Source organism: Kitasatospora sp. NPDC048298 (genome assembly GCF_043201465.1).
Taxonomy (GTDB): domain Bacteria; phylum Actinomycetota; class Actinomycetes; order Streptomycetales; family Streptomycetaceae; genus Kitasatospora.
Genome location: NZ_JBICYZ010000032.1, coordinates 12,585 through 31,587, shown reverse-complemented (window position 1 = coordinate 31,587; position 19,003 = coordinate 12,585). Strand labels below are relative to the sequence as shown.

General features: G+C 72.7%; 20 protein-coding genes and 1 pseudogene. 11 read left to right on the top strand and 10 right to left on the bottom strand.

Going from position 1 to position 19,003, the window contains the following annotated elements:
* Window positions 1–80: 80 nt before the first annotated feature.
* Window positions 81–428, bottom strand: a complete 348-nt coding sequence (locus ACGF0D_RS23260; RefSeq protein WP_392881732.1) for a winged helix-turn-helix transcriptional regulator — start codon at window positions 426–428, stop codon at window positions 81–83.
* 106 nt (window positions 429–534) lie between these two features.
* Here ACGF0D_RS23260 and ACGF0D_RS23255 point away from each other — a divergent pair, with 106 nt between their 5' ends.
* Together ACGF0D_RS23255 and ACGF0D_RS23250 are read left to right on the top strand one after the other, a co-directional pair.
* Window positions 535–1,425 carry an NAD(P)-dependent oxidoreductase gene (locus tag ACGF0D_RS23255; protein ID WP_392919083.1) on the top strand — a complete coding sequence of 297 codons (891 nt, stop codon included), beginning with the start codon at window positions 535–537 and terminating at the stop codon, window positions 1,423–1,425.
* Window positions 1,426–1,448: 23 nt separating this feature from the next.
* Window positions 1,449–2,018 carry a GNAT family N-acetyltransferase gene (locus tag ACGF0D_RS23250; RefSeq protein ID WP_392881737.1) on the top strand — a complete coding sequence of 190 codons (570 nt, stop codon included), beginning with the start codon at window positions 1,449–1,451 and terminating at the stop codon, window positions 2,016–2,018.
* Between the two features lie 354 nt (window positions 2,019–2,372).
* On the opposite strand, the gene ACGF0D_RS23245 is transcribed toward ACGF0D_RS23250, so the two are convergent.
* Window positions 2,373–2,543 carry a type II toxin-antitoxin system Phd/YefM family antitoxin gene (locus ACGF0D_RS23245; RefSeq protein WP_392919080.1) on the bottom strand — a complete coding sequence of 57 codons (171 nt, stop codon included), beginning with the start codon at window positions 2,541–2,543 and terminating at the stop codon, window positions 2,373–2,375.
* A gap of 128 nt (window positions 2,544–2,671) precedes the next feature.
* Here ACGF0D_RS23245 and ACGF0D_RS23240 point away from each other — a divergent pair, with 128 nt between their 5' ends.
* The 3 genes from ACGF0D_RS23240 to ACGF0D_RS23230 all read left to right on the top strand — a co-directional run bounded on the left by ACGF0D_RS23240 (window position 2,672) and on the right by ACGF0D_RS23230 (window position 4,969).
* Window positions 2,672–3,640 (top strand): hypothetical protein, encoded by a 969-nt coding sequence (locus tag ACGF0D_RS23240; protein ID WP_392919078.1) that lies wholly within the window; start codon window positions 2,672–2,674, stop codon window positions 3,638–3,640.
* A 111-nt stretch (window positions 3,641–3,751) separates the two neighbouring features.
* The gene (locus tag ACGF0D_RS23235) at window positions 3,752–4,021 is read left to right on the top strand and encodes a hypothetical protein (RefSeq protein WP_392881744.1); all 270 of its coding nucleotides are present in this window, start codon (window positions 3,752–3,754) and stop codon (window positions 4,019–4,021) included.
* 39 nt (window positions 4,022–4,060) lie between these two features.
* A complete protein-coding gene (locus ACGF0D_RS23230; RefSeq protein WP_392881746.1) occupies window positions 4,061–4,969 on the top strand; it encodes a class I SAM-dependent methyltransferase in 909 nt (302 codons plus the stop codon).
* Between the two features lie 490 nt (window positions 4,970–5,459).
* Here the strand turns inward: ACGF0D_RS23230 and ACGF0D_RS23225 are convergent.
* Window positions 5,460–5,645, bottom strand: a pseudogene (locus ACGF0D_RS23225) (alpha/beta fold hydrolase); the annotation flags it as partial.
* 154 nt (window positions 5,646–5,799) lie between these two features.
* Between ACGF0D_RS23225 and cutA the strand changes: the two are divergent.
* The gene (cutA, locus tag ACGF0D_RS23220; protein ID WP_392919075.1) at window positions 5,800–6,132 is read left to right on the top strand and encodes a divalent-cation tolerance protein CutA; all 333 of its coding nucleotides are present in this window, start codon (window positions 5,800–5,802) and stop codon (window positions 6,130–6,132) included.
* A gap of 50 nt (window positions 6,133–6,182) precedes the next feature.
* Here the strand turns inward: cutA and metG are convergent, their stop codons facing one another.
* The 3 genes from metG to ACGF0D_RS23205 all read right to left on the bottom strand — a co-directional run bounded on the left by metG (window position 6,183) and on the right by ACGF0D_RS23205 (window position 9,076).
* Window positions 6,183–7,916, bottom strand: coding sequence for a methionine--tRNA ligase (gene metG, locus ACGF0D_RS23215; protein WP_392919072.1), 1,734 nt, complete (start codon window positions 7,914–7,916; stop codon window positions 6,183–6,185).
* A gap of 114 nt (window positions 7,917–8,030) precedes the next feature.
* Complete coding sequence (locus ACGF0D_RS23210; RefSeq protein WP_392881754.1) at window positions 8,031–8,231, bottom strand: DUF397 domain-containing protein; 201 nt, start codon at window positions 8,229–8,231, stop codon at window positions 8,031–8,033.
* Complete coding sequence (locus ACGF0D_RS23205) at window positions 8,228–9,076, bottom strand: helix-turn-helix domain-containing protein (protein ID WP_392919070.1); 849 nt, start codon at window positions 9,074–9,076, stop codon at window positions 8,228–8,230. Before ACGF0D_RS23205 ends, ACGF0D_RS23210 begins: the two co-directional genes overlap by 4 nt.
* A gap of 360 nt (window positions 9,077–9,436) precedes the next feature.
* On the opposite strand from ACGF0D_RS23205, the gene ACGF0D_RS23200 reads away from it, so the two are divergent.
* On the top strand, window positions 9,437–9,568 hold the full coding sequence (locus ACGF0D_RS23200) for a hypothetical protein (RefSeq protein ID WP_392881759.1): 132 nt from the start codon (window positions 9,437–9,439) through the stop codon (window positions 9,566–9,568).
* 48 nt (window positions 9,569–9,616) lie between these two features.
* Here ACGF0D_RS23200 and ACGF0D_RS23195 read toward each other — a convergent pair whose 3' ends face one another.
* Window positions 9,617–10,219, bottom strand: coding sequence for a GNAT family N-acetyltransferase (locus ACGF0D_RS23195; RefSeq protein WP_392919067.1), 603 nt, complete (start codon window positions 10,217–10,219; stop codon window positions 9,617–9,619).
* A 142-nt stretch (window positions 10,220–10,361) separates the two neighbouring features.
* Window positions 10,362–11,645, bottom strand: coding sequence for an adenylosuccinate synthase (locus tag ACGF0D_RS23190; protein ID WP_392881763.1), 1,284 nt, complete (start codon window positions 11,643–11,645; stop codon window positions 10,362–10,364).
* A 126-nt stretch (window positions 11,646–11,771) separates the two neighbouring features.
* Between ACGF0D_RS23190 and ACGF0D_RS23185 the strand changes: the two genes are divergently transcribed.
* From ACGF0D_RS23185 to purM, 3 genes are all read left to right on the top strand, one after another.
* On the top strand, window positions 11,772–12,617 hold the full coding sequence (locus tag ACGF0D_RS23185; protein ID WP_392881765.1) for a diacylglycerol kinase: 846 nt from the start codon (window positions 11,772–11,774) through the stop codon (window positions 12,615–12,617).
* Between the two features lie 276 nt (window positions 12,618–12,893).
* Complete coding sequence (gene purF / locus ACGF0D_RS23180) at window positions 12,894–14,477, top strand: amidophosphoribosyltransferase (protein ID WP_392881767.1); 1,584 nt, start codon at window positions 12,894–12,896, stop codon at window positions 14,475–14,477.
* A gap of 100 nt (window positions 14,478–14,577) precedes the next feature.
* Window positions 14,578–15,663, top strand: a complete 1,086-nt coding sequence (purM, locus tag ACGF0D_RS23175) for a phosphoribosylformylglycinamidine cyclo-ligase (RefSeq protein ID WP_392881770.1) — start codon at window positions 14,578–14,580, stop codon at window positions 15,661–15,663.
* Window positions 15,664–15,822: 159 nt separating this feature from the next.
* Here the strand turns inward: purM and ACGF0D_RS23170 are convergent, their stop codons facing one another.
* Complete coding sequence (locus ACGF0D_RS23170) at window positions 15,823–16,080, bottom strand: DUF3073 domain-containing protein (protein ID WP_392881772.1); 258 nt, start codon at window positions 16,078–16,080, stop codon at window positions 15,823–15,825.
* A gap of 386 nt (window positions 16,081–16,466) precedes the next feature.
* Window positions 16,467–17,624, bottom strand: a complete 1,158-nt coding sequence (locus ACGF0D_RS23165; RefSeq protein WP_392881775.1) for a Glu/Leu/Phe/Val dehydrogenase dimerization domain-containing protein — start codon at window positions 17,622–17,624, stop codon at window positions 16,467–16,469.
* A gap of 199 nt (window positions 17,625–17,823) precedes the next feature.
* Between ACGF0D_RS23165 and ACGF0D_RS23160 the strand changes: the two genes are divergently transcribed.
* On the top strand, window positions 17,824–18,795 hold the full coding sequence (locus tag ACGF0D_RS23160) for a hypothetical protein (RefSeq protein WP_392919065.1): 972 nt from the start codon (window positions 17,824–17,826) through the stop codon (window positions 18,793–18,795).
* The last annotated feature ends 208 nt before the right edge of the window (window positions 18,796–19,003 follow it).

Below are 19,003 nucleotides of genomic sequence, written 5' to 3'. Positions count from 1 at the left end.
GCCGCTCCGGGCGCCGGGCCGGGCCCTAGGGTGCCGGGCCGGGCGTTCGGCGGCCGGGCCGGGCCGGGCGTTCGGGGGCGCTACGCCGGGTGCGGCGCCCTGCCCAGGAGGTGCTGCTCCCCCCAGTCCCCCAGCGGCCCCAGCGCCGTGTTGAGCCGGCGCCCCGCCTCGGTCAGCTCGTACTCGACCCGCGGCGGCACCTCCTCGTACGCCTCCCGGTGCACGATGCCGTCCGCCTCCATCTCGCGCAGGTGCGCGGCCAGCACCTTCTCGGTGATGCCCGGCAGCAGTCGGCGCAGCTCGCCGAAGCGGCAGCGCGGGCGTTCGCCCAGGGCCCAGAGGATCGACACCTTCCACCGGCCGGCGATCACGTCCATCGCGGCGTCCGTCCCGCAGACGTGCGCCCCCGGCCTCGGCACGATCGCCATGCCCACCCCTCCCGGTCCCCGCGAGCTCGATGCTCACCCCAGGGTAACCGCCCACTTCGAAGTGCGTACTTGATCGTTTCCCGGGGTCGCACGGAGGCTGACTGCCATGGCAACCAACCCCGCTGACGACCCGTCGAAGACCCCGCTCACCCTGCTCGGCCTCGGTGCGATGGGCACCGCGCTGGCCGAGGCCTGGCTCGCCGCCGGGCACCCGCTGACCGTCTGGAACCGCACCGCCGCCCGCGCCGAAGCGCTCGCCGCCCGCGGTGCCACCGTCGCCGCCACCGCCGCGGAGGCCGTCGCCGCGAACCGGCTGGTCGTCGTCTGCCTGCTCGACGACGACTCCGTGCTGGAGGCGCTGGACGGCGCCGACCTGACCGGCAGGGACCTGGTCAACCTGGTCACCAACACCCCCGGGCAGTCCCGCCTGCGCGCCGCCTGGGCCGAGCGGCACGGCGCCCGCTACCTGGACGGCGCGATCATGGCCGTCCCGCCGATGATCGGCGTCCCGACCGCCGGCGGGTACGTGTTCTACGGTGGCTCGGCCGAGCTGTTCGAGGAGCACCGGGACACCCTCACCGCCCCGGCCGGCACCCGGTACGTGGGCGCGGACGCCGGGCACGCGGCGCTGTACGACGTGGCGCTGCTCAGCGGGATGTACGGGATGTTCGCCGGGGTCGCGCACGCCTTCGCGCTGATCCGGGGCGAGTCCGTGGCCCCGAGCGAGCTGGCGCCGCTGCTGGGCGGCTGGATCTCCGCGATGTCCCACTCGGTGGGCACGACCGCGGAACAGCTGGAGAGCGGCGACTACACCAAGGGCGTGGTGTCCAGCCTGGCGATGCAGGTGGCCGCCAAGGGGACCATGCTGCGCACCGCCGAGGAGCAGGGGGTGAGCCCCGAACTGATCGAGCCGTACTTCCGGTTGATGGAGCGTCGACTGGAGATCGGCAGCGGCGAGGAGGACCTGTCCGGGGTCGTCGACCTGCTGCGACGGTGAGGCCCGGCCGGTAACGTACCGGCATGGCAGACCTAGAAGAACGCGCCACCGTCGTCGCGTCCGACCCACGGCAGGCCGGGGCGGGGGTGGTGGTCCGACCGCGCCGCGCCGACGACCTCGCCGACTGCGTCCGGGTGCTGGCCGACGTCCACGCCGCCGACGGCTACCCCGCCGACTGGCCCGACCGCCCCGCCGTCTGGCTGACCCCGGACGGCCTGCTGGCCGCCTGGGTCGCCGAGTCGGACGGCCGGCTCGTCGGCCACGTGGGCGTCGCCCGCAGCGCCCCGGGCGACCTCGCCCCCGCCCTGTGGAGCCACCGCACCGGCGGCCGCCCGGAACTCGCCACCGTGATCGGCCGGCTGTACGTCGCCCCCGGGGCGCGCGGCCGCCTCATCGGCGCCCGGCTGCTGGCCTGCGCCGTGGCGCACGCGCGGGCGCTCGGCCTGCACCCGGTGCTCGACGTGCTCGCCACCGACACCGCCGCGGTGGCCCTCTACCGCCGCCTCGGCTGGACCCACCTCGGCGGTGGCGACCAGCGGTGGGCCTCCGGGCGGACCGTCACCGTCCACTGCTTCGCCGCGCCGAGGGGGTGAGCCCGGGCTTGCCCGGCCGCCGAGGCCGCCGCGACCGGGCGGCCTCACGGTCGGCCGGGAGAGCGGCGCACCCCGCCTCCACGCCCGCCGGCCGTCGGGTCCCGGCCGCTGTCCGTACCGGGGCCTCGGCCGTGGCGACGTCCTGGGAGAACTCGGCCGGCAGGACGGAAGCCACGGCGGCCTCGACCGGTGGGAGCCGAGGAAGACCGGTCGCCGTGTGGGCGTCGAGCCGGCCGGGCCGGTGCCGTCCGTTCACGCGCGCCCCCAGGGGTCGCCGCTGACTCGGTCCTCGTCGCCGTGGAAGGCGTCGGCCTCGGCCCGCATCCGCGCGGCATCGACCGCGGGAGCGCTCCGTCACCTGCGTTGGAGCTCCGCCACGGGAATGAAGCGTCGGCGGTTGCCGATCGGCCGGATCTCGGCGATCTCCGCACCGTCGCGGGTGATGCGGTAGATCTCGCCGGCTTCGACGTCATCGAGTACGGCCCTGGACCGCGCCGCGAGTTCGCGCTGCGTGATGGTCTTCATGGCGCCACTGTCTCGCGCCGTGGAGCATCGTGTCGCGCTTCGGGGGCCGCCCGGTTCCCCCGGGTGGGGGAGCCGGATCACCGCGCCGGGGGAGGGGCGGTGCGGGCGGCGCGGGCGAGCCTGGAGGCATGGTGAGAAACGGGTGGGCGATGACCGGCTGGGGCCTCGGGTCCGCCGGGTTCGGGCTGGGGTGCGCGCTGAGCGGGACGGAGCTGTTCGGGGCGGGGCGGTCGGGGTGGGTGGTGGCCGGAGTGGGGGTGGCCTCGGCCGCCGCCGGCCTGGCGGTGGTGCGGCGGCGGCCGGTGCTCCGGCTCCGATGGTTCCGGCGGCTGCTGTGGGCGCTGTGCGGGGTGGCCGCGGTGGGGGCCTGGGGTCTGCTGATGGACGGGGTGACGCTGCTGTTCGGCCAGTCGGTGGACAGCGTCCCCGACTCGGTGGAGCGCGCCCTGGCGGCGGTGGGCGCGGTGCTGCTGGCCCGCACCGCCCTGGGGCTGCGGCCCGGAGCCCGCGGTGGTCGGGGCGGTCGGGCCGTTCCCGCTCCCACGGCGGCTCCGCCGCTCGTCCAACTCGCCGCCTGGGCGGGGACCCTGGCGTTCGCGCCGTACGTGCTGATGAAGCTGGTCTGGGCGCTCGGCGGTTCCTTCGCCGGAGTCGGCGGCGACCGGATGTACGCCGACTACGTGCGCAACGGATCCTCCGGGCTCTGGCTCACCCTGGAGCGCTGGGGGCTCGACGGCACGATGCTGCTGGCGCTGCTCGGGGTGTTCCTGCTCTGGGGGCTGGTCCGGCCGTGGGGGCAGGTCTTCCCGCGCTGGACGCTGCCGCTGCGCGGCCGCCGGGTGCCGCGCTGGCTGCCGCTCACCCCGGCCCTGCTGGGCGCGGCCACGCTGGCGCCGTACGGGGTGGTTGGGATCGGCTACCTGACGCTGTGCACCGCCGGGGTGACGCGGATCAGGCTGGGCGCCTTCGCCAGTGAGCAGAGCGCGTTGGAGGTCGGCTGGGTCGGGATGTGCGGGTTCGCCGGGTACGGGGTCGCGCTGGTGGTGGCCGCCCGGTCGTACTGGCGGCGGACAGGTGGGTCGGCCGGGGTGCGCTGAGGTCGGGGTTCGCCGAGGTCGGGGTTCGCTGAGGTCGGGGTTTGCCGAGGCAGCAAGAAAGCTTGCCGGTTCCGTGAGGCGGGCCGCAGCCTGGCGGTGGAGGTGAGCGCCGTGGGCGAGACGGCCGGGATCGGGAGGAGCGAGCGCTACGACGCGGTGGTGGTCGGCGCCGGAGCTGCCGGGCCTGGTCGAGCGGTGGGCCGCGACGTGCCGCACTGCCCGTACTGCCACGCCTGGGAGGTCCGCGACCGGCCGCTCGGGGTGCTCGGCACCGGTCCCGGCGCGGCGGCCGCCTTCGCGCTCGACCACGACCTCGTGGCGGAGGAGGTCGACCGGGCGGTGCGGCGGTACCGCGCGTCCGGTGCCGCCCTGCCCGCCTGAGCGGGGAAGCTTTCGTCAACCCACGATCGGAGAATCCGGATGTCAGCGCACCAGCACGACCACGCCCACTCGCACGGGCACTCCCACGGCCACGGCCACGCCCACGGGCACGTCCCCGCCGCCGACTTCGACTGGGACGCGCTCGCCGCGCACCTGGAGCTGGAGGCCGACCTGCGGGCCGACGCCGTCACCGAGGCCGGCCGGTGGCTGCTCGGCCTGCACGGGGAGGGCGGGGTGCGGCGGGTCCTCGACGTCGGCAGCGGCCCGGGGGTGATCGCCGGACTGCTGGCGGAGGTCTTCCCGGCGGCCGAGGTGGTGGCCGTCGACCAGTCGGCCGCCCTGCTGGAGCGCGCCCGGACCCGCTCCGGCGGCCGGCTCGGCACCCGACAGGCCGACCTGCCCGCCGAGTTCGGCAAGCTCGGCGAGGCCGACCTGATCTGGTCCGGCAACGCCATCCACCACCTGGGTGACCAGCAGGCCGCGCTCACCTCGCTCGCCGGGGTGCTGCGGCCGGGCGGTCTGCTCGCCGTCGCCGAGAGCGGCCTGTCGGCGCGCTACCTGCCGCGCGACTTCGGCCTCGGCCGGCCCGGCTTCCAGGCCCGGATGGACGCCGCGCACGAGGACGGCTTCAGCACCATGCGGGCCGAACTGCCCGACAGCACCCGGGAGATCGAGGACTGGCCGGCCATGCTGCGGCGGGCCGGGCTGACCCCGACCGGGACCCGCACCTTCCTGGTCGACCGCCCGGCCCCGCTCGCCGGACCGGTGCGCGGCTACCTGCACACCCAGCTGACCCGGCGGTACGACCAGCTCGCCGAGCAGCTCGACGCCGAGGACCGGGCCACCCTGGAGGCCCTGCTCGCCGAGGACGCCCCGACCGGCATCCTGCACCGCCCGGACGCCTTCTACCTCTCCGCGATGACCGTCCACACGGCCCGCCGGGACTGACCCGCCGGCCGCGGGCCCGTCCGGCCCGCGGCGTCAGCGGGTGAGGAAGTCGGCCACCGTCCGGCGGAACACGGCCGGGTCGTCCAGCCACGGGTAGTGGCCGGCGGCGGGCTGGACGGCGGTACGGGCGTGGCGGAACAGCGCGGCCGTGGCGCGGACTGCCCCGGGCCGCGGGTCGGGGTCGTACGCGCCGGCCAACAACAGTGCGGGGGAGGCGAGTTCGGCGACGGCGGCGCGAACGGCAGCGGGTTCGTAGCCGCCGCCGTGGTACACGACGGCGGCCGCCGGGTGGCTCTGGGCGGCGCGGGTGGCTTCGTGGGCGCGGGCGACGGCGTTCCAGTCGCCGTGGAAGAGCGGCGCCAGGTCGTCCGCGTCGGCGGCGCCCCCGGCGAAGGCGGTGCGGACGGCGGCCCGGGCGGCCGGGTACCACTCCTCGTGGGTGGCGCAGCGCGTACAGGACGGCGAGCGAGCAGCCGGCGGAGTGGGCGAGGACGTCCACCCGGTCGAGCCCGAGGTGCGCCCGGAAGGCCTCGACGTCCGCCACCTGCCGGTCCACCCGGTAGCTCGTCGGGTCGGCCGGGTGCTCCGACCGGCCCGTTCCACGCAGGTCGAGGACGTGCAGGGCGCGGTGCGCGGAGAGGCCGCCGAGGTCGCCGAGGTACGCGGAGTCGCGCATCGCGCCGCCGGCGAGGACGAGTAGCGGCTCGCCCTCGCCGAGGACCCGGAAGCGGAGCCGGGTGCCGTCGTGGCTGGTGAAGGTCGTCATCGGGTGATCGTGGCAACCGTCCACGGGCCGGGCAACGGGATTGCGGCCCGGGTACCGTCGGGGCATGGCAGCGAGCGAGCAGCGCTTCGTCGTGGTGACCACGACCCACGAGAGCGAGGAGCAGGCCAGGGCCCTGGCGTCCGCCGTGGTGCGGGAGCGGCTGGCGGCCTGCGCCCAGGTGTACCCCGTACGGTCGGTGTACTGGTGGGACGGCGAGGTGCAGGACGCCGGGGAGTGGCGGATCGATCTCAAGACCAGGGCCGAACTCGTGGACCGGCTGGGCGCGTTCGTGGCCGGGCGGCACTCCTACGAGACGCCCGAGCTGATCGCCGTGCCGGTGACGGGCGGCAGCCCGGGTTACCTCGCCTGGGTGGCCGGGGAGACGGCGGGGGCATGACGGCGGCGGGGCCCGCGATGGAGGTCCCGGGCCCCGCCACCGTGCGTCCGCTACCCCGCCGAGCCGCCGAAGCGCTCCGTCCAGGCCGCCAGGTCGTCCTCCGTGACCTTGGCGAACAGCACCGGCGGCACCGTGAACGCCGTCCCGGCCGGCACCAGGTCGAGCGCCCGGGCCTCCTCCGGGGCGATCCAGTCGCGGGTGGCGGCCGGCGAGTCCTCGGGCAGCGCGAAGGCCCCGCGCATCGCCGCGGCCGTGGTCGGGACGAACGGCTCGGAGACCACCGCGTACAGGTGGATCAGGTTCATCGCGGTGCGCAGGGTCAGCGCCGCCGCGTCCGGGTCGGTCTTCACCTGGAGCCAGGGCGCCTTCTCGTCCAGGTACGCGTTGCCCGCGCTCCACAGCGCGCGCAGGGCCTGCGCCGCCTTGCGGAAGTTGAGCGCGTCCAGCTGGGCCTCGTACTCGGCGAGCAGGCCGGCGATCTGCTCGCCGAGGCGCTGCTCGGCCTCGCCCGGCGCGTGCCCGCCGGGGACGTCGTCGCCGAAGCGCTTGCGGCTGAAGGAGAGCACCCGGTTGACGAAGTTGCCGAGGGTGTCGGCGAGGTCCTTGTTGACCACCGAGGCGAACAGGTCCCAGGTGAAGCTGGAGTCGTCCGACTCGGGTGCCTGCGCCATCATGAAGTAGCGCCAGTAGTCGGCGGGCAGCAGGTCCAGGGCGTCGTTGCCGAAGACGCCGCGCCGCTGGCTGGTGGAGAACTTCCCGCCGTAGTACGTCAGCCAGTTGAAGGCCTTGACGTAGTCGACCTTCTTCCACGGGCGGCGTGAGCCGAGCAGGGTGGCCGGGAACATCACGGTGTGGAACGGGACGTTGTCCTTGCCCATGAACTCGGTGTACCGGACGGTCTCGTCGGCCTCGTACCACCAGGACTTCCAGTCCCGCAGCTGCCCGGCCGGGGCCGCGTCCGCCCACTCCTTGGTGGCGCCGATGTACTCGATCGGGGCGTCGAACCAGACGTAGAACACCTTGCCCTCGGCGGCCAGTTCGGGCCACACGTCGGCCGGCACCGGGACGCCCCACTCCAGGTCGCGGGTGATCGAGCGGTCCTGGAGGCCCTCGGTCAGCCACTTGCGGGCGATCGAGGAGGCCAGCACCGGCCAGTCGTCGGCGTGGCCGGCGACCCAGTCCTCGACCTCCTCGGTGAGTTTGGACTGGAGCAGGAACAGGTGGCGGGTCTCCCGGACCTCCAGGTCGGAGCTGCCGCTGATCGCCGAGCGCGGCTCCAGCAGGTCGGTCGGGTCCAGCACCCGGGTGCAGTTCTCGCACTGGTCGCCGCGGGCCTTGTCGTAGCCGCAGTGCGGGCAGGTGCCGACGATGTAGCGGTCCGGCAGGAAGCGGTCGTCGGCGTTGGAGTACACCTGGCGGATCGCGCGCTCCTCGATGAAGCCGTTGCGCTGGAGTTCGCGGGCGATCTCCTGGGTGATCTCCCGGTTCTGCGGGGAGGAGCTGCGGCCGAAGTGGTCGAAGGAGAGCCCGAAGCCGTCGTACACCGCCCGCTGCGCGTCGTGCGCCCGGGCGCAGAACTCGGCGACGGGCAACCCGGCCTCCTGGGCGGCGAGTTCGGCGGGCGTGCCGTGCTCGTCGGTGGCGCAGATGAACAGCACCTCGTGCCCGCGCCGGCGCAGGTAGCGGGCGTAGACGTCCGCCGGGAGCATGGACCCGACCATGTTGCCCAGGTGCTTGATCCCGTTGATGTACGGAAGGGCGCTGGTGATCAGGTGCCGAGCCATCCTCGGATGCTCCGATTTCTCCCGCACGCGCACCCCCACCCGGAGTGCCGTGCCAGGCGCAGGGATCCACTGTGGGCTGCAAGCCTAGCCCTCGTCGGGCGCCGGGCCCGGACGTCAGGGCCGGGTGAAGTCGCCGTACCGGTCGAACTCCCCGGACTTCACCCCGCGGACGAAGGCGGCCCACTTGCGCGGGGTGGTCCGTACGACGACCTCGGGCCGGTCCGACTCGCGGATCTCCACCAGCTCGCCCGCCGACCTGACCTCGACGCAGTCGGTGCTCTCACCGCTGGCCGAGGCCTTGCGCCAGCCACTCATGCGAAGTCTTTCAGCAAGGCCCGGATGAAGTCCCGGGACTCGTCCGGTCCGAGCGCGATCGCCGCGGTCTCCTCCTTGATCCGGCGGTAGGAGGCCAGTTCGACCTGGTTGTGCACGAATGTGGGCCCGTGGGAGAGATCGATCTGGACGGTGTCGAGTTCCGGGACGGGACCGCGGGCGAGGTACAGGCTCTCCCCGGAGCCGGTGTAGGTGGGCACGCTGAAGGGGATCACCCGGATCTCCACCCCGGGCCTCTCGGAATTCGCCAGCAGGCTCCGCAACTGGCCGCGCAGCACGTCCGGACCGCCGAACTGCATGCGCAGCGCGGACTCGTGCAGGAACGCGCTGTACGGCTTCGGGTGGTCGACGAAGATCTGCTGGCGCCGGATCCGGAACGCCTTCCGGACCTCCGCCTCCTGCCGGTACTGCGGGGGCAGCCGCTCGAACACCGCGGCGGCGTACTCCGGGGTCTGCAGCAGTCCGGGGATGAAGGTGCTGTTCAGGATGGACAGGGAGGCCGCGTGGTGTTCCATCTCCGCGATGTCGATGATCGCGTTCGGCAGCCGGCCGCGGTAGCCGTCCCACCAGTACTTGCGCCGGTCCTGCGTCATCGCCAGCAGGGCTTCCAGATAAGGGCCGTCCTCGCATTCGCAGGTGCGGGCCCAGATCCGGAGCCGCTCGGCGCTGATCCCCGACTTCCCGTTCTCCATCTGGGAGATCTTGGGCAGGTCGGTGCCGATGGTGGCGGCCAGGCTCTTGGGCGTGACGCCCACGCGTTCGCGCATCCTGCGCAACTCGATCCCGAGGCGCTGCTGGCGCACGGTCGGCGACAAGCGGGGTGGCATGACTCTCTTCTCCGGGTCGCGGCTGGCGTCGATGCTTCCGGTGAAGTGTGCCGCGCACACAGGGCCCTAGCTACTGAAACGGGGGATACCCCACGATGGAGTGAACGTCCTCGCGCTCGGTAGCAACTCTGGCACCTTGACCCTATGGTCATCCGTGTCACTCGCTGACTTGTTGCCGTCTAAACAGTCGTCAATCGGCCCTCGACCGGCCGTCATGACACACCAGATGCATGGTCGCGGCGCCCGAAATCACCGACCGGAGACTGCCATGCCCCTCCCCTCGCCACCAGGCCTTCCCCGCCGGCCCCACCCTCCCCAGCGCTTTTCCGCGTCCCGGTGAATGCGCTTCTCGTCGCCGGATTGTCGGCGCTCCTGCTCGCCGTCCTGTTCGTCGGCTGGCTGGTCTGGCTGGTGAACATCCAGCCCTGTGAACTCCGCGCGGCGAAACGCGAGTTGGCCGCGGCCCATGCCGCCCGGGGCAAGCGGAAGTAGCCGCTGCGGGCCGGGCCGCCGGGTCGCGGCCCGGCGCCGGACCGCGCCTCAGCCCCGGGAGAGCCGTTCGGTCAGACGGGACTCGGCCGCCGGCCACTCGTCGGCGAGCATCGAGAAGTAGGCGCTGTCCCGCCAGGTGCCGTCGGGGCGCCGGCGGTGGCGGCGGAAGGTCCCCTCGTACTGGGCGCCGAGGCGCTGGATCGCCGTGCGGGAGCGCTCGTTGCGGGCGTCGGTCTTCCAGAAGACGCGGCCCATGCCGAGGTCCTCGAAGGCGTGGCCGAGCAGCAGCAGCTTGGCCTCGGTGTTGACCGCCGTGCGCCAGACCGAGCGGGCGTACCAGGTGCCGCCGATCTCCACGAACTCGTCCTGTGCGGTGAAGTCGTGGTAGCCGGTGGCGCCGACGGCCCGGCCGGTCGCGAGGTCGACGGCGGCGAAGTTCACCGACTCGCCCGCGGCCGCCTCCGCGATCCGGGTGTCGATGATCGCGCCGAGCTCCTCCTCCGAGGCCGGCGGGAGGTGCATGGTCCAGCGCCAGACCTCGGGCTCGGAGCCGACGGCGGCCCAGAGGTCGGCGAGGTGGCGGCGCTCCAGGGGCTCCAGGCGGATGTGGCGGCCGGTGAGGACGACGGGTGAGGGCAGCTTCGCGGTCATGATCCAAAAGTAGCCCGGCTCTGCACTAGAGGCAATAGATGTTTGAACTAGTGCAAAACTGGGGGGATGGGCGAAGCAAAGGGCCCCGCAGGACGGTGCGTCCTGCGGGGCCCTCGAAGCGCTCGGGCTCGGATGCTCGGGCTCAGATGAACGAGTTGATCTGGATCGTCTCGTCGCGGCCCGGGCCGACGCCGATGGCCGAGATCGGGGCGCCCGACATCTCCTCCAGCGCCTTCACGTACGCCTGGGCGTTCTTCGGCAGCTCGGCGAAGGACTTCGCCTTGCTGATGTCCTCGGTCCAGCCCGGCAGCGTCTCGTAGATCGGCTTGGCGTGGTGGAAGTCCGACTGGTTGTAGGGGAGCTCCTCGACCCGCTTGCCGTCGATCTCGTACGCGACGCAGACCGGGATCTGCTCCCAGCCGGTCAGCACGTCCAGCTTGGTGAGGAAGAAGTCGGTGAGGCCGTTGACCCGGGTCGCGTAGCGCGCGATGACGGCGTCGAACCAGCCGCAGCGGCGGTCGCGGCCGGTGGTGACACCGCGCTCGCCACCGATCCGGCGCAGCGCCTCGCCGTCCTCGTCGAGCAGCTCGGTCGGGAACGGGCCGGAGCCGACGCGGGTGGTGTAGGCCTTGAGGATGCCGATGACCCGGTCGATCTTGGTCGGGCCGATGCCGGCGCCGGTGCAGGCGCCGCCCGCCGTCGGGTTCGACGAGGTCACGAAGGGGTACGTGCCGTGGTCGACGTCGAGCAGGGTGCCCTGGCCGCCCTCCAGCAGGACGACCTTGTCCGCCTTCAGCGCCTGGTCCAGGACGAGGGTGGTGTCGGAGAGGAAGGGCTTGATCTTCTCCGCGTAGCCCAGGTACTCCTCGACCACGAGGTCGGCCGGGATGGTGCGGCGGTTGTACAGCTTGACCAGGACCTGGTTCTTGTCGTGCAGCGCCGCCTCGATCTTCTGGCGCAGGATCGACTCGTCGAACAGGTCCTGGACCCGGATGCCGACGCGGTTGATCTTGTCCGCGTAGGTCGGGCCGATGCCGCGGCCGGTGGTGCCGATCCGGCGCTTGCCGAGGAAGCGCTCGGTGACCTTGTCCAGGGTGCGGTGGTACGGCGTGATCAGGTGGGCGTTGCCCGAGATCAGCAGCTTCGAGGTGTCGATGCCGCGCTCGTTCAGGCCGGCCAGCTCGGAGAGCAGCACGGCCGGGTCGATCACGACGCCGTTGCCGATGACCGGCGTGACGTTCGGGCTGAGGATTCCGGAAGGGAGCAGGTGCAGGGCGTACTTCTGGTCGCCGATGACCACCGTGTGACCGGCGTTGTTGCCGCCCTGGTAGCGGACCACGTAGTCGACGGAACCGCCGAGGAGGTCGGTGGCCTTCCCCTTGCCCTCGTCTCCCCACTGAGCGCCAACGAGCACGAGTGCCGGCACAGGCGTACACCCCTTCCGGTTGGGGCATCCTGCGTAGGCCGCAGTCTGCCCCGAGATAGACGAAGCCCCTGGCGCAATGGCGCAAGGGGCTCTTGCACCGAGAGATTACCTGAGGAAGGACCGGTCGTGTCGTCCCTGTCCACGCCTGCTAGCGGCGGCCCGGAGCCGCTCCTGCTGCTCCTCGACCCGGTGGCCCGGCAGACCGACGGCGAGTCGGTGCGGATCGCGAAGGATGTGCTCTGCGGGGGTGCGGACGCCAAGGTGGCCTTTCCGGAGAACCCGTCCGAGCTCGACCGGGTGCTTTCGCACCGGGGTCGGAGGCGACCGGTCGTGATCGGTTCCGACCTCGCGTTGCAGAGGGTGCTCCAGGCCCTGCATCGCCAGCGTGAGCTGGGTGCCGAACCGGTGGGGATGGTTCCGGTCGGGCGCTCGGAGGAGCTGGTCGCGGCCCGCGCGCTCGGGGTGCCGGGGGAGCCTGTCCGGGCCGCGCGGGCGGTGCTGTCGGGCGCGCCGCGCCGGCTGGACCTGTTGGTGGACGACGGTGGCGGGGTGGCCCTGGGCGGGGTCCGGATCACCGGCGGGGGCACGCGCCGGCCGGTGGGCCGTACGGGCGGGTGGCGTTCGCTATGGGCGAAACTGGCTGCGGCCGAGCAGGCGAACGTGCTCACCCCGGACGGCGCCGACCACAGCTCCCGGGTCCGGGTCGAGGCCGACGGCCGGCTGCTCGCCGACGTCCACCGGCCGGTCCGGCTGGTCCAGGTCACGCTCCCGTCCGGCGCCTCGGACGGGACGGGCGAGATGGAGGTGGTGGTCGCCGCCTCCGGCGACCTGGTGCGCGCCCGGGCGGCGAGCGTCTCGGTGGTCGGGCGCGGCTTCGGCTACGAGGCCGACGGCCACCCGGTCGGCCCGGTCCGGGCCCGGACCTGGACGGTGCACCCGGGGGCCTGGGGCCTGCTGCTGCCGGCGGCGTGACGGCACCGGCGAAGGAGACGTGACCGGCAGGCGACCGGCGGGGGAAGCCCGGGTGAGCAGGCTCACGTTCCTCCGTGCCCCGAACCCCTCCGCCGCACGCACCGAACTTCCCAACAGGCGCGAACCACAAGGCCAACCGCCACCCGCCGGAATTCCCCCCACCCGAAATCCCGGACCTGTAAGGGGTTTTGTCTACGCGCGTTAACTCCGGGTCGGCGGACAAACCCCCAGTCCCGGGGTCCGGAAGCCCTGGTCAACTGCCCTAGACTCGAAGACGTGCCACGTGGTGACGGAAGACTCAACCACGATCTTCTTCCCGGTGAGAAAGGCCCCCAGGACGCTTGTGGCGTCTTCGGTGTCTGGGCTCCCGGCGAGGAGGTCGCCAAGCTCACGTTCTTCGGCCTTTACGCCCTGCAGCACCGCGGTCAGGAATCCGCGGGCATCGCAGTGAGCAACGGCTCCCAGATTCTCGTCTTCAAGGACATGGGACTCGTCTCCCAGGTCTTCGACGAGGCCTCGCTGGGGTCGTTGCACGGGCATATCGCCGTCGGACACGCCCGCTACTCGACCACCGGTTCCTCGGTCTGGGAGAACGCCCAGCCGACCTTCCGGGCGACCGTCAACGGTTCGCTGGCCCTCGGGCACAACGGAAACCTGGTGAACACCGCCGAACTGGCGGCCATGGTCGCCGAGCTGCCCGGCGAGGAGCACGTCTCGCGCTCCGGCCGGACCGCCGCGACCAACGACACCGACCTGGTGACGGCCCTGCTCGCCGGCCACCCGGACCTCTCCATCGAGGAGACGGCCAAGGTCGTGCTGCCCAAGGTCAAGGGCGCCTTCTCGCTCGTCTTCATGGACGAGCACACCCTCTACGCCGCCCGCGACCCGCAGGGCATCCGCCCGCTGGTGCTCGGCCGGCTGGAGCGCGGCTGGGTGGTCGCCTCCGAGACGGCGGCGCTGGACATCTGCGGCGCGTCCTTCATCCGCGAGGTCGAGCCCGGCGAGCTCATCGCCATCGACGAGAACGGCATGCGCAGCTCCCGGTTCGCCGAGGCCAAGCCCAAGGGCTGCGTGTTCGAGTACGTCTACCTGGCCCGCCCCGACACCTCCATCTCCGGCCGCAACGTGCACCTCTCCCGCGTGGAGATGGGCCGCCGGCTGGCGAAGGAGGCGCCCGTCGAGGCCGACCTGGTGATAGCGACGCCCGAGTCCGGCACCCCCGCCGCGATCGGCTACGCCGAGGCCAGCGGCATCCCGTACGGCTCCGGCCTGGTGAAGAACGCCTACGTGGGCCGCACCTTCATCCAGCCCAGCCAGACCATCCGTCAGCTCGGCATCCGGCTCAAGCTCAACCCGCTGCGCGAGGTCATCGCCGGCAAGCGCCTGGTGGTCGTGGACGACTCGATCGTGCGCGGCAACACCCAGCGCGCCCTGGTGAAGATGCTGCGCGAGGCGGGCGCCGCCGAGGTCCACATCCGGATCTCCTCGCCGCCGGTGAAGTGGCCCTGCTTCTTCGGCATCGACTTCGCCACCCGCGCGGAGCTGATCGCCAACGGCATGACCATCGAGGAGATCGGCCGCACCCTCGGCGCGGACTCGCTCGCCTACATCTCGATCGACGGCATGATCGAGGCCACCAAGCAGCCCAAGGACAAGCTCTGCCGGGCCTGCTTCGACGGCGAGTACCCGATGGAGCTGCCGGACCCGGCGCTCCTCGGCAAGCTCCTGCTGGAGGCCGAGATCAAGGGCGGCCAGGCGCAGCCCGCCGTCCGCGGCAAGCCGACCAGCGGCAGCGACCTGGACGGCGTCCAGTCGCTGCTCGGCGGGGCGGGCGCGGCCGACGCGCTGCGCCGGCCGTAACGAATCGACGGTGGGGTCCCGCGAACCGGGGCCCCACCGCTGTTCCACCCCCTGCTGTTCCGAAGAACCACCCCCACCTGACCCGAGAGGGCCGCACGCAGTGACCAGCAACCAGAACGGCGCCACCTACGCCGCCGCCGGTGTCGACATCGAGGCGGGCGACCGCGCCGTCGAGCTCATGAAGCAGTGGGTGAAGAAGGCCAACCGCCCCGAGGTGGTCGGCGGTCTCGGCGGCTTCGCCGGCCTCTTCGACGCGTCCGCCTTCAAGAACTACGAGCGGCCGCTGCTGGCCTCGGCCACCGACGGCGTGGGGACCAAGGTGGCCATCGCCGCCGCCATGGACAAGCACGACACCATCGGCCACGACCTGGTCGGCATGGTCGTCGACGACCTGGTCGTGTGCGGCGCCGAGCCGCTGTTCATGACCGACTACATCTGCGTCGGCAAGGTCGTCCCGGAGCGGGTCGCCGCGATCGTCAAGGGCATCGCCGAGGGCTGCGCGCTGGCCGGCTGCGCCCTGGTCGGTGGCGAGACCGCCGAGCACCCCGGCCTGCTGGGCCCGGACGAGTACGACGTCGCGGGCGCCGGCACCGGCGTGGTGGAGGCCGACGCGCTGCTCGGCGCGGACCGGGTCCGGGCCGGCGACGTGGTGATCGCGATGGCCGCCTCCGGCCTGCACTCCAACGGCTACTCGCTGGTCCGCCACGTGCTGCTGAACGAGGCCGGCTGGAAGCTGGACCGCAAGGTCGAGGAGTTCGGCCGCACCCTCGGTGAGGAGCTGCTGGAGCCGACCCGGATCTACTCGCTGGACTGCCTGGCGCTCACCCGCGCCACCGAGGTGCACGCCTTCTCGCACGTCACCGGCGGCGGCCTGGCGGCCAACCTGGCCCGGGTCATCCCGGCCGGCCTGCACGCCCGCCTGGACCGCGGCACCTGGACCCCGCTGCCGGTCTTCCAGACCGTCGCCGAGGTCGGCCGGGTGGCCACCCTGGAGATCGAGAAGACGCTGAACATGGGCGTCGGCATGGTCGCGGTCGTCCCGCCGCACTCGGTGGACGTCGTGCTGTCGATCCTGGAGGACCGCGGCGTGGAGTCCTGGCTGCTCGGCGACATCGTCGAGCGCACCGACGAGCACGAGGACGGCGCGGCCCTCTACAACGCCTACGAGGGCTTCCGGGCGAGCTGACCCGCCACGTGACGACGAGAGGGCCCCTCCGGAGCACCGGAGGGGCCCTCTCGCATGCGGTGGGGGCCACCGGGGGACAGGGGCCGGTCCCGGACGAGGGAACGCCGAAGACCGGCCCGGCGCCCTGGGCGTCCGGACCGGCCTGCGGGAAAGCTGTGGTTACGAGCGGCGGGAGGCCTGCGACGGCCCGGCGCCCGGCCCGCTGTCGTCCTCGTCGTCGAGGTCGGCGTAGCGGGCGGCGTACTCCGCGTAGGGGTCGTCGTCCTCCACTTCCTCGATCGGCTCCGGCTCGATCGAAGAGGTGGACGGCGATACGCCCAGCTCGTTGGACAGACGGTTAGCGTCGAACCCGCCGCTGTTGTACTTCAGCTCGCGGGCGACCTTCGTCTGCTTGGCCTTGGCCCGGCCGCGCCCCATGGGTCGACCCCCTCAACGATGGGGCTCACGGCCCCGAGTCTGACACGTGTTCATGATCAGGACCGGCGCCTGCCCGAATGGGAGAAGCCGTCCCTTGGAGCATTAACGGTACCTGTTTCCGCCGCTGGACGGTACGTCGTCGGTGTGACGTGGCGCGCACCGACCGCACCCGAGACGAGGTCTTTCCAGGTCAAGGGAGGTTTTGTGGCGATTTTCGCGCTGTCCGGAGGTGTCTGAGGTCCGTCGTTCCAGGACTGATTATCCCCCCTGAGGGGGCCTCGGATCACCCGTTCGGGCGGAGAAGTGAGAATCCGGTTCCACATCGTGATGCGCGGGGGGCCGTGGTGACTGCCCCCCGCGCGTCACGCGGTCGGTCGCCGGCCCGATCAGGCGCGGCGGGCGCTCGGCAGCAGCACCGTGCGCAGGGCGCTGATCTCGCGCATCCGCTTCTCGGCCAGGCGGTCGGCGGCGACGGCCGGCGGGACGCCGTCGGCGGTGGCCCGGGTGAAGATCTCCAGGGTGGTGTCGAAGATCTTCGTGGCCTTGTTCTTGGCCCGCTCGAAGTTGAAGCCGTCGATCTCGTCGGCGACCTGGATGACGCCGCCGGAGTTCACCAGGTAGTCCGGCGCGTAGAGGATGCCGCGGTCGGCCAGGTCCTTCTCGACGCCCGGGTGGGCCAGCTGGTTGTTGGCCGCGCCGCAGACGATCGAGGTGCCGAACTCGCCCAGTGCGGCGACCGTGTCGTCGGTCAGCGCGCCGCCGAGGGCGCAGGGGGCGTAGACGTCCAGCTTGGCCTGCAGCAGAGCGGCGGTGTCGGCGACCACCTCCACCTCGGGGTGGGCGGCGCGCACGCGGTTGACCGCGGCCTCGAAGGGGTCGGTGACGACGACGGTGGCACCGTCCGCGACCAGGTGGCCGACCAGGTAGTGGCCGACCTTGCCGACGCCCGCGACGCCGACCCGCTTGCCGCGCAGGGTCGGCTGGCCCCAGCGGGCCTGGGCGGTGGCGCGCATGCCCTGGAAGACGCCGAAGGCGGTCAGGATGGACGAGTCGCCGGCGCCGCCATGCTCCGGCGAGCGGCCGGTCACGAACTCGGTCTCGCGGGCGATGACGTCCATGTCCTGGACGTAGGTGCCCACGTCGCAGGCGGTGATGTAGCGGCCGCGCAGGGACTCGACGAAGCGGCCGTAGGCCCGGAGCATCGCCTCGTTCTTGTCCTTGTTCGGGTCGCCGATGATGACGGCCTTGCCGCCGCCGAGGTCCAGTCCGGCCAGCGCGTTCTTGTAGGACATCCCGCGGGACAGGTTGAGCGCGTCCTCCAGCGCCGCCTCCTCGGAGGCGTACGGGAAGAAGCGGGTGCCGCCGAGGGCCGGGCCCAGGGCGGTCGAGTGGATGGCGATGATCGCCTTCAGGCCCGAGCTGCGGTCGTGGCAGAGGACGACCTGCTCGTGACCGTCGCCGGGGGCGCCGTCCTGTTCGGTACGGAAGATCCTGCTGAGCACGCCGGGTGCGGGGTGCGTGGCGGGGGTCTGTACGTCGGTCACTGTGGTGACTCCAGTAATGAAGGCCCGCTGCTGTGGTGCGGGCGCCTAGGGCGAAGCGTAGCCGCGAGGACGCCGTCGATCCGCTGTCTTGTCCGAGCTGGGGCCGGTCGTCCGAGGGGTGAGACGGGAAGTGGTACGCGGGTGCGGACGCGAACGGTTCGGGGGCGCGCTCTCCCCCGGTCGGGCGGCGCGTGCGACCATGCAGGACGTGACCGTCGTACGTACTTCCGTACAGCCGCCCTACGCCGCCCACCTGCGGGTCTACGAGCCGCTGGCCGCCTATCCGGAGCCCGAGCGGGCGCGCTGGCAGGCCTTTGCGGCGGAGCACGGGCCGGACGCCGCGGAGCCGGCCCAGCCGGTCGCGGCGGCGGTGCTGGAGGAGCAGCGGGAGGCGCTCGTCGGGCTGGCCGCCCGCACGCCCCGGGCGCTGCCCGAGCGGGAGAGCGGGCGGGCGTACCTGCGGGTGGTGGACGGCGTGCTGTACGTCTGCCCGTGGGCGACCAGGCTGCGCAGCTGGCAGGCGCTGGAGGAGCTGCGGGCCGGGGCGCCGGTGGCGCTGCTGGACACCGCGCTGCCGCCGGTGGCCCGGGCGGCCGCCGAGGCGGACCGGGAGCGCTGGCGGGCCGAGCACCCGGACGCCCGGCCGTGGATCCTGACCAGCCGCTGGGAGGTGCCGGTGCGCTGGTTCCTGCCGTTCGGGGACGAGGACCGCTGCTTCGTGCCGGGCGGGGGCGCGGCGGCGGGCGCGGCGGCGGACGGGGGCGTGGACGGTCCGCCGGGCGGGAAGGAAGGGGTGGGGGAAGGGGGAGGGGAGCACGGGGGCCGGCCCGCGGCGCTGTTCTACCTGGTGCCGATGGCGCAGGCGCGGCGGCGGGTGGCACGGGCCTTCCGGGCGCTGCGCGAGGCGGTGCCGGACGGGGAGCTGGTGCGGGGGGCCGAGCGGGTCGGGCGCTGGCTGGAGGAGTTCCACCCGCGTTCGCTGGTGGAGCTGGACTACGGGGGCCTGGTGCATCTGCTGGGTCCGGAAAGGTTGTTGGCGGACCGTTCGGCGGGGGAACTGGAGGAGGGGCTGCGCGCGCTGCGGGCGGGGGACACGGCCGAGGCACTGCGCGTGTACGGGGAACTGACGGTGCGCTGGCGTCGGGTGCTGGCACTTCGGCACGCGAACTGACGTCCGACCGCGCGTGTATGACTGTAAGAGTCCTTGGCACTGCAGGGGTGATGACCAAGGTCCTGGTTCGGGTCAATAGCTGTCGAACGTGACACTACTCACCGTTGACGCGAACTTACCCCTATGTGCAAAAATGGGACAACCAGCCCAACTTCACGTGAGCGTGCCCACTTTTGGGTGGTTCTGGAGTCGATGCGTGCTTTGCGGG